Annotated in this window: 16 protein-coding genes, 1 pseudogene and 1 riboswitch; of the genes and pseudogenes, 15 read left to right on the forward strand and 2 right to left on the reverse strand. The window is 34.7% G+C overall.

All coding sequences use genetic code 11. The features are described 5' to 3' along the window. Positions 1-41: 41 nt before the first annotated feature. The 7 genes and pseudogenes from UtA1_RS17160 to UtA1_RS09140 form a co-directional block, all read left to right on the forward strand. Positions 42-312: pseudogene (locus UtA1_RS17160) on the forward strand (response regulator); the annotation flags it as partial. 132 nt (positions 313-444) lie between these two features. Beyond that, the gene (gene tnpA, locus UtA1_RS09115; protein WP_096550781.1) at positions 445-846 is read left to right on the forward strand and encodes an IS200/IS605 family transposase; all 402 of its coding nucleotides are present in this window, start codon (positions 445-447) and stop codon (positions 844-846) included. A gap of 1 nt (position 847) precedes the next feature. Next, positions 848-1,918: an IS200/IS605 family element RNA-guided endonuclease TnpB gene (tnpB, locus tag UtA1_RS09120; protein ID WP_096550782.1), complete on the forward strand. Its 1,071-nt coding sequence runs from the start codon at positions 848-850 to the stop codon at positions 1,916-1,918. Positions 1,919-2,094: 176 nt separating this feature from the next. After that, positions 2,095-2,229, forward strand: a riboswitch (FMN riboswitch). 228 nt (positions 2,230-2,457) lie between these two features. Then, positions 2,458-3,039, forward strand: coding sequence for an ECF transporter S component (locus tag UtA1_RS09125; protein WP_096550783.1), 582 nt, complete (start codon positions 2,458-2,460; stop codon positions 3,037-3,039). 283 nt (positions 3,040-3,322) lie between these two features. Further along, positions 3,323-4,438, forward strand: a complete 1,116-nt coding sequence (locus UtA1_RS09130) for an IS4 family transposase (protein WP_096549683.1) — start codon at positions 3,323-3,325, stop codon at positions 4,436-4,438. 221 nt (positions 4,439-4,659) lie between these two features. Next, the gene (locus UtA1_RS09135) at positions 4,660-6,006 is read left to right on the forward strand and encodes a sodium-dependent transporter (RefSeq protein ID WP_096550784.1); all 1,347 of its coding nucleotides are present in this window, start codon (positions 4,660-4,662) and stop codon (positions 6,004-6,006) included. A gap of 50 nt (positions 6,007-6,056) precedes the next feature. Then, entirely contained in the window at positions 6,057-6,701 is a 645-nt protein-coding gene (locus UtA1_RS09140) for a TlpA disulfide reductase family protein (protein WP_016836930.1), read from the forward strand. A 397-nt stretch (positions 6,702-7,098) separates the two neighbouring features. Here UtA1_RS09140 and fabI read toward each other — a convergent pair whose 3' ends face one another. Further along, positions 7,099-7,875 carry an enoyl-ACP reductase FabI gene (fabI, locus tag UtA1_RS09145; RefSeq protein WP_016836931.1) on the reverse strand — a complete coding sequence of 259 codons (777 nt, stop codon included), beginning with the start codon at positions 7,873-7,875 and terminating at the stop codon, positions 7,099-7,101. Positions 7,876-8,052: 177 nt separating this feature from the next. Between fabI and UtA1_RS09150 the strand changes: the two genes are divergently transcribed. Further along, positions 8,053-8,379, forward strand: a complete 327-nt coding sequence (locus tag UtA1_RS09150) for a PadR family transcriptional regulator (protein ID WP_096550785.1) — start codon at positions 8,053-8,055, stop codon at positions 8,377-8,379. After that, positions 8,376-9,050 (forward strand): DUF1129 family protein, encoded by a 675-nt coding sequence (locus UtA1_RS09155; RefSeq protein ID WP_096550786.1) that lies wholly within the window; start codon positions 8,376-8,378, stop codon positions 9,048-9,050. Before UtA1_RS09150 ends, UtA1_RS09155 begins: the two co-directional genes overlap by 4 nt. Positions 9,051-9,129: 79 nt before the next feature. On the opposite strand, the gene UtA1_RS09160 is transcribed toward UtA1_RS09155, so the two are convergent. Beyond that, positions 9,130-9,378, reverse strand: coding sequence for a ferredoxin (locus tag UtA1_RS09160; RefSeq protein WP_016836934.1), 249 nt, complete (start codon positions 9,376-9,378; stop codon positions 9,130-9,132). 111 nt (positions 9,379-9,489) lie between these two features. On the opposite strand from UtA1_RS09160, the gene UtA1_RS09165 reads away from it, so the two are divergent. The 6 genes from UtA1_RS09165 to UtA1_RS09190 all read left to right on the forward strand — a co-directional run bounded on the left by UtA1_RS09165 (position 9,490) and on the right by UtA1_RS09190 (position 15,563). Beyond that, positions 9,490-10,530: a helix-turn-helix domain-containing protein gene (locus UtA1_RS09165; RefSeq protein WP_096550787.1), complete on the forward strand. Its 1,041-nt coding sequence runs from the start codon at positions 9,490-9,492 to the stop codon at positions 10,528-10,530. After that, positions 10,521-11,963: a RecQ family ATP-dependent DNA helicase gene (locus UtA1_RS09170; protein WP_096550788.1), complete on the forward strand. Its 1,443-nt coding sequence runs from the start codon at positions 10,521-10,523 to the stop codon at positions 11,961-11,963. The genes UtA1_RS09165 and UtA1_RS09170 overlap by 10 nt, the downstream gene beginning before the upstream one ends. 115 nt (positions 11,964-12,078) lie before the next feature. Continuing rightward, complete coding sequence (locus UtA1_RS09175) at positions 12,079-12,717, forward strand: LysM peptidoglycan-binding domain-containing protein (protein ID WP_096550789.1); 639 nt, start codon at positions 12,079-12,081, stop codon at positions 12,715-12,717. 126 nt (positions 12,718-12,843) lie between these two features. Continuing rightward, on the forward strand, positions 12,844-13,599 hold the full coding sequence (locus UtA1_RS09180) for a metallophosphoesterase (RefSeq protein ID WP_096550790.1): 756 nt from the start codon (positions 12,844-12,846) through the stop codon (positions 13,597-13,599). Positions 13,600-13,662: 63 nt separating this feature from the next. Continuing rightward, complete coding sequence (locus UtA1_RS09185) at positions 13,663-14,637, forward strand: YpdA family putative bacillithiol disulfide reductase (protein WP_096550791.1); 975 nt, start codon at positions 13,663-13,665, stop codon at positions 14,635-14,637. 326 nt (positions 14,638-14,963) lie between these two features. Continuing rightward, on the forward strand, positions 14,964-15,563 hold the full coding sequence (locus UtA1_RS09190) for a short chain dehydrogenase (protein ID WP_096550792.1): 600 nt from the start codon (positions 14,964-14,966) through the stop codon (positions 15,561-15,563). Positions 15,564-15,854: the final 291 nt, after the last annotated feature.

Genomic DNA, 15,854 nt, shown 5'->3' on the forward strand with positions numbered 1-15,854 from the left:
CATATATTTTTATATATTTAAAAATTGATTGGAGTGCCGGGGTGAGTGCCTCTGTCGCAATAATATCATTAACTCCCATTTTGCAGTTTCAGCGTATTTATCAAGCAACAAACTGTGAAGAAGCAAAGCAAATGATTCAATTGATTAAGCCTGATCTAGCAATTTTAGATGTGATGTTGCCAGATGGCGATGGATTCTATCTTATCGACCATTCGCCAATATTCGAATATACCTGTTATTTTTTCAACGGCAAGAGGAGAAGATGAGGATCGTTTGCTTGGGCTTGGACTAGGAGCTGATGATTATATAATAATAAAGAATGATTGTTTTAACCTAATCAACGACAGAAGTCGCCCACTTCTATAAGTGGGTGATGAATGTCGCTTGACAATTCTTTCCTAATACTGTCTAATCAGTATTAGAGGAAGGAGTTGTGATATATCAATGATTTTGGATAATAATAACCATTCAGTATTCTTGTTGTATTATCATCTTGTTTTAGTAACAAAATATAGAAGAAAAGTTATTGATGATATTATATCTAACAGACTAAAAGAGATATTTGAAAAAATACAAGACAATTATAATATTACATTACAAGAATGGAATCATGATAAAGACCATGTTCATATATTGTTCAAAGCACATCCGAATAGTGAATTGTCAAAATTTATAAATGCTTATAAAAGTGCTTCATCAAGATTGATTAAAAAAGAATATCCTAAAATAAAAGAACAATTGTGGAAAGAATATTTTTGGTCAAGAAGTTATTGTTTACTAACAACAGGCGGTGCGCCAATTGAAATAATAAAAGGATATATTGAAAGTCAAGGAGAGAAAGGATAATATGCTTCGAGCATATAAATACAGAATATATCCAACTAAAGAACAAGAAGAATATCTATCAAAAGTATTTGGGTGTGTAAGGTTTATATATAACAAAATGCTTTATGACAAAATAGAGCATTATAAACAAACAGGAAAAATGCTAAAAAATACACCTGCGCAGTATAAAAAAGAGTTTCCTTTTCTAAAGGAAGCAGATAGTCTTGCTCTTGCTAATGCACAAATAAATTTAGAAAAAGCATATAAAAACTTTTTCAGAGATAAAAAAGTAGGCTTTCCTAAATTCAAGAAAAAGAAGGGTTATCAATCTTATACAACAAACAATCAAAATGGTACAGTGGCAATTATAAATGGTCATCTTAAAATACCAAAAGTAAAAACTATGATAAAAATAAAACAACATAGATTGTTTGAAGGTAAAATAAAATCAGTAACAATATCAAAAACACCTACAGGTAAATATTATGCTTCAATACTTGTAGAAACTGAAATAGAAAAATTACCTAACACAGATAAAAAAGTAGGAATAGATTTAGGATTAAAGGATTTTTTAGTATTATCAGATGGTACAAAGATAGAAAATCCTAAATGGTTAAGAAGAACTGAAAAGAGAATAAAGAAAGTCCAAAGGGATTTATCAAGAAAACAAAAACATGGTAAGAATTATGAAAAAACAAGGTTACACCTTGCGAAACTACATGAGAAAATAGCAAATCAAAGGAAAGATTTTTTACACAAGTTATCCTCTAAAATTATAAACGAAAACCAAGTTATAGTTTTGGAGGACTTAAAGGTAAAGAATATGCAACAAAATCACAGATTAGCAAAAGCAATAAGTGAAGTTTCATGGTCAGAATTTAGAAAGATGTTAGAATACAAAGCTAACTGGTATGGTAGAGAAATAATAATAGCACCACAAAACTATGCATCAAGTCAAATATGTAGTGAATGTGGATATAAAAATGTAGAAGTAAAGAATTTAGCATTAAGAGAATGGAAGTGCCCAAACTGTGGCACTATCCATGATAGAGATATAAATGCATCAAAGAACTTACTAAAATTAGCCATGTAGGTGGTAAAACAGGGGAAGGAACAGCCCTTTGAGCGTGGGTAATCTGGTAACAGAAGTTACCTTGACCACGAAGCCACCACCTCTATAGGTGGGGGGTAGTTCACTACTTCATATTAATTCCTTTACAAATACTCGGAATACTCCTATAATATTACTAAGTTAATAATAAAATAATGATTCATCTTCGGGGCAGGGTGAGATTCCCGACCGGCGGTATTAGAACGGTTGTTCTTAAGCCCGCGAGCTCTTTTTGAGCAGGATTTGGTGAGATTCCAAAGCCGACAGTATAGTCTGGATGGGAGAAGATGAAGGTACGGTCGTTTTTCGTTATGTAACGCAGACACGTGGCAATTATTGTGTTGGAAATTTTTGTATTAATCCAACGCACTATTTTCCTATTCTCTTTTTGTCATGTATAACTTTTCGTGTACCCGTTTTCTCCCTTATGCTAGTTTGGCATAAGGGATTTTAATTTTTAACGAAGTCGACTATGTGCCTTTCTTCTTGCGAGTTGAATCAGCAAAGAGGAGAGAGTGCTAATGAACAAAATGAAATTGCGTTCTTTTGTAACAATCGCAATGCTATCGAGTATTTCATTTATTTTAATGTTTTTAAATTTTCCATTACCGTATTTTCCGGTATTTTTAGAGATTGATTTTAGTGATGTTCCTGCATTGATTGCGGCAATTACGATGGGACCTGTTGCAGGAATTTTAGTTGAATTCATTAAAAATATCTTGAATTGGCTATTTATGGGTGCTCCTACTGGGGTGCCAGTGGGACATATGGCAAACTTTGCAACAGGGATCTTGTTTATCATGCCAGTTTACTATGTATATAAAAGAACTAATTCAGTAAAAGGGTTAATCTTTGGACTGATAGCTGGAACATTTACGATGTCAATTGGCATGAGCATATTAAACTATGTTGCTTTCCTGCCAATGTACACATATTTCTTAGGAATGGGTACATTTGATGTAAAAGAAACTATCGTTCTAGGAATTTTGCCATTTAATATTATCAAAGGTATTTTGTTGATGGTGTTAGTATTGATGTTATTTAGAACGATGAGAAATTGGATTGAAAATCAAAGAGCACAATATTTATTGCAAAAACAATAATAGAACATAGATTATTAGGGGTTTGCTGTTTTGTGCAAACCTCTTTTATTTTGAGTAAATTACGAATACCCTTTTGAAGGAATTGTATGATTACTTACATTATATTTCTGTTCGATCAATATTATAGAAAGTTTATATTGTTTCACTAGCATTGCACTAATTAAATCTGATGATTCAAAATACTAAGAATGTTCAATTTTTTATTGATTTCGAAACAAAAAAATCCTTTACAATGGAAGTACAGGTGGTTCCTGTCCAAATCCAATCGTAAAGGATAAACGTTATGGACAAGAATACACTAATTTCATCATTTGGTAAATGGGTTTCACCCATAAATATTCAAAAACTTAGCGAACAAGTCAAAGAATTGAAACAGGACTATTACACAAAAAAGCTGACAACAGAAGCCTATATTAAACTTTTATTGGTAGCCCAGCTGCTCGAATTTAAGAGCTTAGAGGAAATGAGTGATGCACTTGTAGACGAAGATCTTCAAAAAGCACTCGGATTTGAATCGATAAGTGCCTCTCAGCTATCCCGAAAAAACAATCAGATCAACCCACTAATTCTTGCAAATTTGTTCTTGGATCTTGTTTGGAAAATTCAACGGTACCATTATAAAACCGGAAAGAATATGCCACTGAAAATCATTGATTCAAGTACACTCCCGTTGAATTTGACCAATTATAAATGGGCAAAATTTCGTAAAACAAAAGCTGGTGTAAAGCTACACTTACGGCTCGTTTTCATGGATAAAGACACCGTCTATCCTGAAAAAGCAGTGATTACGACAGCAAAAGAACATGACCGAAATCAACTCGAAGTCCTAGTGGATGATAAAGAAGCCATGTATGTGTTTGACCGCGGTTATGTGGACTATGAACGTTTTGATCGGATGACAGATGATGGCTATTTCTTCGTTTCAAGACTGAAGAAAAACGCAGTCATTCGTGAAGTCTATACATTTTCACTTCCTGATGATTGTCACGTTCTATCCGATAAAATGGTCTACATTGGTACCACACAAAATCGTACTGAAAATGTCTTTCGTCTACTAGAAGTTATGGACACAAAAGGGAACTTACTTCGTTTCATCACCAACCGATTTGATTTAAAACCAGAAGAGATAAGTGATATTTACCGATCTCGCTGGGCTATTGAACTCTTTTTCAAATGGCTCAAGCAACACGTAGAAATTAAGCACTTTTATGGAATGAGTGAAACAGCTATTCAAAATCAAATTTTCTTAGCCCTTATCACGTATTGCTTACATGTTCTCATTCAATTGGAGATGAAAAGTAAGAAATCTCTACTTCGAATTACTCGTTGGTTAAAGAGAGCTCTGTGGAAACCAGCTTATGTTTGGTTGCGAAAATTTGATGGGCGAGCCAGTCCATAATCTCCCTTTTGTCGTTGTCGCTCTGGTTTAACTGTATATATTTACCAAATGGGCAGTGCCACCTTTCTTTAGGTTTTGTCTTTTTGGCACAAATTCACAAAAATTAATTAACAGAAAATTCTAACTATATTTATGCAATGCTAATGATATTGTTTTAAAAAATTGATATGATGTAATCATCATGTTTATTAGTTTAAAGTCATAAAGGAAGGAATTTTACAATGGATCAAAATAAAGGGCAATGGACGAGTAAAATTGGATTTATATTAGCTTCGGCAGGGGCAGCCATTGGACTCGGCGCTATTTGGAAAATGCCTTATGTGACAGGTCAAAGCGGAGGGGGAGCTTTTTTCTTAATCGTTGTTATTTTCACCCTTCTCATAGGATTGCCAATGCTATTATCGGAATATATTATTGGTCGTAGCACTCAAAAAGAAGCAGTAACAGCATATAAATTATTAGCCCCCCATAATCTTCGCTGGTCTTGGATTGGGAAGTTAGGAGTTATCGGTTGCTTTATTATGCTATCCTTTTACAGCGTTGTAGGTGGATGGATATTTATATACAGTGGCGTTTCATTGGTTGGAGGAGTCATTGAGCCGAATACCAATCCAGGAGATTTTTTTAATTATGTTATAGGGACACCATGGATTACGTTGTTAGGTCTTGCACTATTTACTTTAGCAAATGTATTAGTCATTGCATTAGGAGTGCAAAACGGAATTGAAAAAGCCAATAAAGTTATGATGCCGTTATTATTCATTCTATTTATTATTTTAGTAGTACGCGGCTTAACTTTAGATGGAGCAGTGGAAGGGGTAAAATTTTTCCTATGGCCTGATTTTTCAAATATTACTGGGGAATCGTTATTGTTTGCTCTTGGACAGTCCTTTTTTGCACTGGCGGTAGGATTTTCGTGCCTTGTAACTTATAGCTCCTATTTAAAAAAGGAAGTTAGCATACCTCAATCGGCAACATGGGTTGTTGTGTTAACCATTTTGGTTTCATTTCTTGCTGGACTAGCAATTTTCCCAGTTGTCTTTACATTTGGAATGGAGCCAACTGAAGGACCGGGATTATTGTTTATGGTTTTACCTGCTGCTTTTAGTCAAATGGCTTTCGGTGAAGTATTTTTGGCGATGTTTTTGATATTATTTTTATTTGCAACGCTCACTTCATCTTTTAGCATGTATGAGATTATCGTTGCTGCGTTAATTGAGAAATTACATATTCGCCGCACGAAATTAACTGTCATTTTAGGAATCATCGTTTTTATTGTTTCGATTCCATCTGCATTATCTTTCAACTTATTAAGTAATGTGTCAATTTTTAATAAAAGTATTTTTGATGCCACGGATTATCTTGTTTCCAACGTGCTCTTACCTTTAGGAAATATATTAATTGCAATATTTATTGTATATGTGATGGATAAACAATTAGCAAAAAAGGAATTATTGCAAGGAAGCCAAATGGGGGAAGGTTATTATCACGTTTATAGAGCATTGATGACGTATGTTGTTCCGGTTGTGATTATAATTGTGTGCCTTGCAAGACTGTTTGGATTTTGAAACAGCAGCATACATATAGTAAAAATGACAACCGTTATAAGGAAGGTGTTATGGAAAAATCGAAAGTATCCATTTTCTTTCTCTTGCTTATTCTCTGTGCATTCACTTGGACGATTTATTCGAAATTTATAAAGAATGAAAAAGGTCTAGAGGAGTCTTTTACAGAAGACGAGTTTATCGATTTTCTTTATCAAAATTTAGGTTTAGAGGATCCACACGATGTTGACATTCATGAATTTGAATATGACATGATTGAAACTACTTATCAAGTGGTGGATGTTGAGGCAAGCGATTTTCAACTAAAAACAATGCAAAATGAAACAATTAAATTGTCTGATTTGAAAGGGAAAAAAGTTTTCATCAACTTTTGGACAAGTTGGTGCCCCCCTTGCAAAGAAGAAATGCCTCATTTAAATGAGTTCTATGAACAATTTGCAAAAAAGAACAATATCGAAATATTGGCCATCAACATTACCGATCAAGAATTATCAATGGATGACGTGAAAAAATTTGCTGACAAATATCAAATAAAGTTTCCTATATTATTTGATGATACCGGTGCGGTTTCGACGGAATATAAAATCATTACGATTCCTACAAGCTTCATTATAGATGAAGAAGGTAAAATAACCGAAAAAATTGTCGGCCCTGTCACAAAAGACATATTATTAGAAAAATTTCAGATAAATACATGAATACTTACTAAAAAACATAAACAAGACTAGACAGTATTAATACAAAAAAGACGTAAGTGATGAATATCCAGTTGAAATCAGGGGAGTCCATACTGAGTCATTTTGCTGATGGCAATGTGTTGATTATTGTTCGGAACGGGGTTGGTTCATTTAATTGAACAGGGAATAGCTGAATTAACGAGGAAATCGATATTGCAAATGGATTCGAAAGAGAAGCATAGTTTAAAAGAATATTATGGTTATGTAAATAAAAGAGTGGATTACGATTTTAAGCCTCCTTTCTGGGGAAAATTTTTAAATAGTTGTAAGTAGGTCATTCGTTTAGAGAATGGCCTTTTATTGTGAGAAAAAAAGTAGCACAAACCAACAATTGATTTGTACTACAGCTAGTGAAAGATTATCCCATAATATGATAACCTGAGTCAACGTAAATCGTTTCTCCTGTAACGCCGCGGGATAATTCGCTAAGCATTACGACTGTCATATCTCCAACTTCTTCTTTATTTGTATTGCGTTTCAATGGAGATACTTCTTCATATCGGTGAAGGGCTTCGTTAAAGCTTGGAACACCTTTAGCAGCCAATGTACGAATTGCACCAGCGGAAATGGCATTAACGCGAATACCTTCTTTGCCAAGATCCGCAGCTAAATAACGAACGCTTGCTTCAAGCGCAGCTTTCGCAACACCCATGACATTATATCCTTCAAGAACTCGTTCTGCACCCAAGTATGACATTGTAACGATAGAGCCACCTTCTGTCATATAAGGACGCGCTGCATTAGCAACAGCAATTAATGAATATGCGCTTGTATCTTGGGCAAAGGCATAGCCCTCTCGAGAAGTTTCAACAAAGCGATTTTTTAAATCTTCTGCATGAGCAAAGGCTACAGAATGTACGATACCGTGGATGACACCGAATTGTTCACCAATTTGTTTGAATGCATTTTGAATCGATTCGTCGCTGTTCACGTCACATTGAATAATTGCTGTTTTGTGGTCTTGATAGTCTTCTAAAATTTTTTCTAGTTTTGCTTTTGAACGATCTTTTCGATACGTGAAAATCACGTTTGCTCCAACTTCTAATAGTTTCTTTGCTGCTCCCCAAGCGATGCTTCTTTCATTGGCAACGCCCATCACAACGATATTTTTATCTTTTAATTTTAATACATCCATGTACTTGACCCCTTTAACATCAGTTATTAGTACCAACTACTAGAAGTGTAACAGCATTTCTAATAAAAATCAATATAAACTATTGACTGCTATTTTGTAATACAATATAGTTATGGATAGCTACTTTGTTTTACAAGATAGGTGCTTATCATTCCAACAATTGAGGTGGTGAAGTCTTTGTCTATTCGGAGTCAATTGTTAAAGGGAGTGCTCGATGGATGTATATTAGCAATTATTGAAAAAGATGAGGTCTATGGATACGAATTATCAAAAAAGCTAGAACAAGTAGGCTTAGATATTAGTGAAGGCACAATTTATCCAGTGCTATTACGGCTTCAAAAAAATGGATATATTGTGGGGGAAATGAGGGCGTCTGTTTCAGGCCCAAATCGAAAATATTATTCTATTACGGTGAAAGGAAAAGAAGTACTTGATAATATTCGGGAAGAATGGAAAATCCTATCTTCCTCCATCGAAAAATTGTTGGGGAGTGATAATAAATGAAAGTTTCAGTGAAAGAGTTAATACGACAAAATAACGAAAAAAGAAAACAGCTTACACGAGAAAATCAGCAATATTATGAAAATCTCCTTGTTTACATTCGCGCCAATTTATCGAGAAATGAGCGAGCTACAGAGGAAGTTTTACTTGAAATGCTAGAACATCTATTAGAAGCACAGAAGGAAGGAAAAACAGCATCTGAAGTTTTCGGGAAAAACCCAAAAGATTTAGCGGATGAAATAATTGCCTCTTTACCAAAAGAATCTTGGAAGCGCCAATTAGAATTCGCTTTTGAAATCCTTTTTACGTTATTCGGGTGGTATTTGATTGTTCGTGGAATATTGCCTTTACTAAATAAAGAGAATCAAATAATTTATTCTGGAAATCTTGTTATCTCAACTCTTCTGCTAGTCGGTAGTTTATTGATGTTGATTTATTTAATAGTGAATCTATTGAAAAAAGAAGCTTTTCAAGAACCAAAAACAAAACAAAAAATGACAATTTTATTTGGATTCATCACGATTGTTTTATTTGCGATGAGCTTTTATGTAAGATTTGCGATGCAACCATTTGGACCTTCATTTGAGGTTTCATATTATACCATTTTTGGCCTAGGGTGCTTCATGTTGTTAGCTTCTTATTTATTTAAGAAGATGCGGGAGCAAAAGGCGTAGTAGGGGAAAAAATTATTGTAAAATTCTAAGGGAAATAAAAATCAGGTGCATCCATTATCGGTGCACCTACTCTTATATTCTATTCAAATTTCAATGGGTCGCCATCGAAAGGTTCATCTGCCACTTTAATAGAATCTGTAGGGCAACCTTCAAAGGCATCTTGCATATCTTCCAGTAAATCTTCTGGTACTTCAGCGGTACCCGTGTTATCATCTAAAATAACGAAGGCAATTCCTTCATCATCGTAATCATAAATGTCAGGGGCAGCTGCGCCACAAGCACCACAAGCGATACATGTATCTTTATCTACAATTGTGTATTTTGCCATTTAGTAATCTCTCCTTTTTTCTATTGCGCTTCCAAGTTAAAGCTTCTTTATTATTCTAAAACTGTTTATTACACTTTTCAACATTAAGACTGTAAAATTGGAGGTTCTGATTTGCTATTTCAGTATTTAGTCTTAGATATATTAAAAACCGTAGAAAATGAGCGCACAATTTCTTCTCCTTATCATTTGCTGAAAGGGAAGCGCTCTGGCCAAACGATTCAAGATGTTGGTATATTTCGCTTGCATTCATATTTTGGTATTTTACCAACATTAACAAGGCAAATTTATGATAAAGAGATTCAAAAACTTGTTGAACATCAATTTATCGTTATATCAGAAAATAGTTTTCAATTAACGAAACAAGCAAACGAACTTCTTCAGCATTATGAGCCACTTCCTTTGAATGGTTGGCAATATAGAGGAAACGAACAGATCTTTTTTTCAAGACTCTCACTAACAGTACAAAGTTTATCGCATGCAAGAGAAAATGTCATGGCATTTTCTCCTATTCAAAAAGATGAAGAAATTCAGCGTTGGGTGCGACATTTCCTTTTAATCAATGATTACAAATCGGGACTTCTAAACCATAGCTTATATGATGAAATTCTACAAAGTCTTGAAAGGGCACAAATCAATACACAAGCAAAAGAAATTGTTGTAAAACGATTAGCGGGCTATCAAGAAACTGGATTTACTTGGGAACAAATTAGCATGGAATATCAAATGGCCGAAATAGATGTTCAAATTATATTTGTAGCTTGTCTTCATCAATGGTTGAATGAAATACTATTGAACACGAAACAATACCCATACCTATCTCAAATCGCTGATAAGATTCGCGTAGAAATTCCGCTGACGGGTTCTGCTTATCATACTGCGATGCTCTTTAAAAAAGGATATTCGATTGAACAAATCTGCAAAATTCGGAAGTTAAAACAAAGTACAATTGAAGACCACTTAGTTGAATTAGCAATCAATGATTCAACGTTTCCTATTGAACAATTTATAAAAAAAGAAGATATACAACTCGTACTTACAGCGACAGAAGATTACAATACGAAAAAGTTGAAAATTCTTCATGAAGTGCTACCGCATTTATCTTATTTTCAATTGCGTCTTGCACTGGCGAGAGGTGAAAAATTTTGCAATTAGAACAGCTGTTACAAAACCATTTTGGATACACTTCATTTCGACCAGGACAAAAAGAAGTCATTGAACAATTAATGAATGGAAGAGATACAATCGCTTTACTTCCCACTGGAATGGGGAAATCCTTATGTTACCAGCTTCCAGCATACATATTTAAAAAACCGATATTAATTATTTCTCCATTACTATCCCTCATGCAAGACCAAGTTGACCGAATGAAACAATTTGGTGAAAAACGGGTAGTAGCATTGAATTCTTTATTGAATCGTGAACAAAAACAACGAGTTTTACAATATTTACCTCAATACCGATTTATTTTTAGTTCACCGGAAATGTTGATGCAGGAACAGGTTAAAAGCAGACTGAATCAGATCGAATTGGCGTTAATTGTGGTTGATGAAGCCCACTGCATTTCCCAGTGGGGATTTGATTTTCGACCGGATTATTTGAAAATTGGAGACCTAATCAAAGATAAACGACCACCGATTTTAGCATTAACTGCAACTGCAACAGAAAAAGTGCTAGAAGATATACGGCATGTTTTAAAGATGGATGACCCTTATGAATACATTCATTCCGTTGACCGTCCAAACATTCGTTACGGGAAAAAAATATTTCACACAAAGGAAGAAAAAATGGAATGGCTCTTTGAACATGTTTTTCATACAGAAGGGCCAGGCATTATTTATACGCGATCGAGAAAAAGAACGGATGATATCACAACACAATTATTGAATCACGGGCTTTCTGTTTCTTCCTATCACGGGGGAAAAGATGCGGTAGACCGACAATTTATTCAACAGCAGTTTTTAGACGGCTCTTTGGAATGGATTGTTGCTACGAACGCTTTTGGCATGGGCGTACATAAAGAAAATGTACGTCAAATTATTCATGATTCAATTCCTTCAAACATCGCAGATTATATGCAGGAAGTAGGAAGAGCTGGTCGCGACGGCAAAGACGCAATCGCTATTTTGTTGTATTGTGAAGGGGATGAAGATGTAGCTCATTATATTGCAGGGGAAGATTTGCCGAATGAAAATCAAATTGAGTTGTACGATGAATATGTAAGAAGGCAAGTTAATCCGAAAGAAATGATTCATGATGGACTGATTTCTGAAACATCTTTTCGCGTATTGCACTATTGGATGGAGCATTATTCGATGGATGAAGTCAAGTCTATTTTTCGACAAATGATGAATGACAAATATCGTTCTGTGGAAGAAATGTTGAACATTGTAAAAAGTGATCAATGTATTCGAGAACAACTTGTCCATTACTTTGGCCAAACATTAAATAGTAAACCAGAGCATTGCTGTGAACATTGTGGTTTAGAATACCAGCATTTTCTCCTTCCAAGAACAACAAAAGATACAAAAAGAAATTCGACCACTTGGCAGAGGAGATTGCGACAAATTTTATTAGGAACTGACTGATTGTAGTAAAATAATCATAATTGCGACAAAAATCTTTGAAAATAAAAATTTCCTCTCATTTACTTTTTCCCTCATTTTCGTCATAATTAGATATGATTGCAAATGGAGGTGCATTATGAGTAAAAATGATTATCGAAAAAAGATTGAAGAACACCGCCAATCGATTGAGATAAAAGATTCAAAAACGAGACTAAGTCGTTCACAACGTCGTCGTAAAAAGAAAAAAACAAAAGAAACTCCATTACTCACCACTTTAACCGTTATTCTGATCGGTATTCCATTAGCGATTTTAATATATGTTTGGGGCTTTTGGAATCCAGGAGATAATGAAGAAGTTGCTGTTGATAAAGATGAAAATCTGATTGAAGTCCAAAGAAATAATGCAGTAGCAGCTAGCAATAAGGACGAAAAAGACAAAGCGGATGTAAACAAAGGAAAAGAATCTTCATCTGAAACATCGGAAAAAGAGGGAAAAAAGGATTCGGAAGCTAAACAAATATCAAAAACCGATTCTTCACATAAACAAACAGAAAAGGACGATTCTTCAATGAAAAAAGAAAATAGTCCACCTCAACATCATGAGAAGCAAAAAGAAAGTGTAAAAGTACATACTGTTAGTGCAAATGAAAATTTATTCCGTATTGCAAAACAATACTATAGTGATCCTATGAGTGGTGTTGAAAAAATTAAAGCGGCAAATAATTTATCATCCGATATCATTAGTCCAGGACAGTCGCTCATAATTCCGGAATAAAAGAAAATATTTTATCAGTTGAATAAAATCCAGTAAAATATTATACATTACTGTAGGCTAGTGGATTGAAAAGACGATGGTATATTCACCACGTCTTTTTGTTTTATCAGGAGGGGTACAACTTACATGATTGTTTTGGCAACGGTCCTCATCTTCGGTTCAATTCTTTCCTTTATGGTAAAGGAAGCTTTTGAAAATAACGTCATTCATCATGAAATATCATTAAAAGGTAAAAAGGAAAAATACACGATATTTTTCATTTCTGATATTCATACCCGATTAATTAGCGACAAATTGATTCAAGACATAAACGCTCCAATCAATGCTGTTATTATTGGAGGAGATTTAGCAGATAGGAGAACAAAAATATCGACCATTTACCGCAATCTTCATCTTCTAAAAACATTAGGTCCTGTTTATTTCGTTTGGGGAAATAATGATCGGGAAGTGGGAGAGGAGCGATTAAGAGAAATCTTTCAAGAAACGGGTGTACAAATCGTAGAAAACGATGCAGTGTTACTCCCGAATACGGTAAATCGATGTTGGTTGAGTGCGGTCGATGATCTATCATCACGCAAAGCTCAACCTGAAAAAGCATTTAGTAAATGTCATCCTGAGGATATCGTTATTTTCGTTTCTCATAATCCAAATCTATTTCCAAAATTAAAAGATTATCATGCTGATCTAAGGTTGGGCGGACATTTCCACGGAGGACAAATTCGATTAGGGCCTTTTGGTATTTATCCTGTTGGCTCGTTTAGCGCTAAAGATGGCAAGTATACACTCATTAGTAATGGTTATGGAACATCGATGGTACCCTTACGTTTTGGTGCAAAACCGGAATGCCACATTATTGATATAAACTTCCATAGTGAACTTTAAACAAAGGATTGACAATTCGCGTTATAATAAGAAGTAGTTTGTCGAATTAAGGAGATGTATTCAATGCAAAAAGTAGATGCAATTATCGTTGGAGGAGGCCCTTGTGGTTTATCGGCAGCGATTGAACTGCAAAATATTGGGCTTAAACCCATCGTGATTGAGAAGGGGAACATCGTAAATGCGCTTTATCATTACCCAACCCATCAAACATTCTTTTCAACAAGTGAGAAATTAGCCATTGGCGATGTTCCGTTTATTGTTGAACAACGAAAACCAAGCAGAAATCAAGCTCTTGTCTATTATCGTGAAGTCGTGAAATTAAAAAATATTCATGTGAACCGATTTGAGAAAGTACTTTCTGTGGAAAAAAGACAAGATGGATTATTTACTGTAACATCAGATAAAGCACAATATGAAACACCTTACGTTATTTTGGCGACAGGTTATTACGATCATCCAAATTATATGAATGTCCCTGGAGAAGACTTACCAAAAGTATTCCACTATTTTAAAGAAGCCCATCCATTCTTTGATACAGATGTGTTAGTTGTTGGTGGGAAAAACTCTGCGGTTGATGCAACTTTAGAATTGCATAAGGCAGGAGCACGTGTTACGGTTGCTTACCGAGGCAGCGACTTCTCTCCTAGCATTAAACCTTGGATATTACCAGAATTTCAATCGCTTATCCGAAATGGTGAAGTGGTTATGCACTTTAATACGACCGTTAAAGAAATTCGTGAACATGAAGTTGTTTTAAATATTCATGGGAAAGAAAAAGTAATTAAAAACGATTTTGTTTTTGCAATGACTGGATATCATCCAGACCACTCTTTTATTCGAAAAATGGGTGTAACGATTGATGAGGAAACGGGTCGACCTACATATCATCCTGAAACGATGGAATCAAATATTGAAAACTTGTTCATAGCTGGAGTTCTCGCTGCCGGCAACAATGCCAATGAAATTTTCATCGAAAACGGTAAATTCCATGGAGCCTTTATTGCAAAAGCAATTCAAGAAAAAAAAGCGAAAAAGTAAGGGTTAATCAACTATCGCCTTCAAATTGTTTTATCGATTTTCGTTTCTGCGGGCTTTCTGCGGGGGGTATTCTTAGCCTCGCAGGAGCTCGTTCTTCACTTCTGTGATTTTTACGCTTTTCCAATAGAAAGTCTTGCTTTGCTACGGAAGAGGAATGACGGGACAAGCCGCCTTCACTTAAATGGACATTTCAAATAAAACATTTCTAAAGTAAACGAGTCTTTACGGACAAGTTTTACATTTTCATAAAACAGATTTTATATTAATAGCATGAAATCAAGTAATGTTTTTTCATAAACGGTTTTTTGGATAGAGGAGGAATTGTTTTGAGAATTTTAGTTGTAGGAGCTACTGGTACAATTGGAAAAGCAGTAGTTGAAGAAATGAAAGATAGTGCAGAAATTATATGTGCAAGTCGCAGTAAAGCGGACATAAAAGTCGATATTACATCAGTTGAAAGTATAAAACAGATGTTTAAAGAAGTAGGCGAAATCGATGCTTTAGTAAGTGCAGCGGGAGGAGTGCACTATACGTCCCTTGAAACATTGACGCCTGAACTAAATCAAATTGCAGTACAAAGTAAACTTTTAGGTCAAATCAATTTAGTATTACTAGGTTTACCTTATATTAAGGACAATGGATCAATTACTTTAATAACTGGAGTTCTAATGGATGATCCGATCAAAACTGGAGCTTCTGCAGCCATGGCAAATGGTGGCGTACATGCATTTGTCAAAGCCGCAGCTATTGATATGCCAAGAGGAATTCGAATTAATAGCGTTAGCCCAACAATTCTAGAAGAATCATTTGAAGATTATGGATCTATGTTTGAAGGATTTGAGCCAGTGCCCGTAAAAAGAGTTGCTCTTGCCTATAAAAAGAGTATTCTAGGTGCTCATACGGGCAAGACATTCTATGTTTATTAATAAATCGTGTCATTTTAAGCATTACCCCCGCATTAAATGAATGGGTAGTGCTTTTTTATGAAAAATGGATTGAATACTTTTATATGCAATAATTACAATGCATATTTCGATAAGTCGAACTTTTTAAATTTACTTCGAAATGAGGATATAACAAATTTTACATTATAGAAATATTTCTGATATGAGGTAATATATAGGATATGATGATGTGCACTTTGAAAAAGAAAGAGATTCGTATTGGGAATGCAACGATCTACAGTACAATTTAGTGTTGCAGCATAATAAAGGGGT

It is taken from the genome of Ureibacillus thermosphaericus, from assembly GCF_002370195.2.
In the GTDB taxonomy this organism is placed as follows: Bacteria; Bacillota; Bacilli; order Bacillales_A; family Planococcaceae; genus Ureibacillus; species Ureibacillus thermosphaericus.

What these genes read in the sequence shown, in the direction of transcription:
- tnpA (WP_096550781.1), top strand. Translation starts at nt 445, where the DNA reads ATGATTTTGGATAATAATAACCATTCAGTATTCTTGTTGTATTATCAT.
- tnpB (WP_096550782.1), top strand. Translation starts at nt 848, where the DNA reads ATGCTTCGAGCATATAAATACAGAATATATCCAACTAAAGAACAAGAA.
- UtA1_RS09125 (WP_096550783.1), top strand. Translation starts at nt 2,458, where the DNA reads ATGAACAAAATGAAATTGCGTTCTTTTGTAACAATCGCAATGCTATCG.
- UtA1_RS09130 (WP_096549683.1), top strand. Translation starts at nt 3,323, where the DNA reads ATGGACAAGAATACACTAATTTCATCATTTGGTAAATGGGTTTCACCC.
- UtA1_RS09135 (WP_096550784.1), top strand. Translation starts at nt 4,660, where the DNA reads ATGGATCAAAATAAAGGGCAATGGACGAGTAAAATTGGATTTATATTA.
- UtA1_RS09140 (WP_016836930.1), top strand. Translation starts at nt 6,057, where the DNA reads ATGGAAAAATCGAAAGTATCCATTTTCTTTCTCTTGCTTATTCTCTGT.
- fabI (WP_016836931.1), bottom strand. Translation starts at nt 7,875, where the DNA reads ATGGATGTATTAAAATTAAAAGATAAAAATATCGTTGTGATGGGCGTT.
- UtA1_RS09155 (WP_096550786.1), top strand. Translation starts at nt 8,376, where the DNA reads ATGAAAGTTTCAGTGAAAGAGTTAATACGACAAAATAACGAAAAAAGA.
- UtA1_RS09160 (WP_016836934.1), bottom strand. Translation starts at nt 9,378, where the DNA reads ATGGCAAAATACACAATTGTAGATAAAGATACATGTATCGCTTGTGGT.
- UtA1_RS09175 (WP_096550789.1), top strand. Translation starts at nt 12,079, where the DNA reads ATGAGTAAAAATGATTATCGAAAAAAGATTGAAGAACACCGCCAATCG.
- UtA1_RS09180 (WP_096550790.1), top strand. Translation starts at nt 12,844, where the DNA reads ATGATTGTTTTGGCAACGGTCCTCATCTTCGGTTCAATTCTTTCCTTT.
- UtA1_RS09185 (WP_096550791.1), top strand. Translation starts at nt 13,663, where the DNA reads ATGCAAAAAGTAGATGCAATTATCGTTGGAGGAGGCCCTTGTGGTTTA.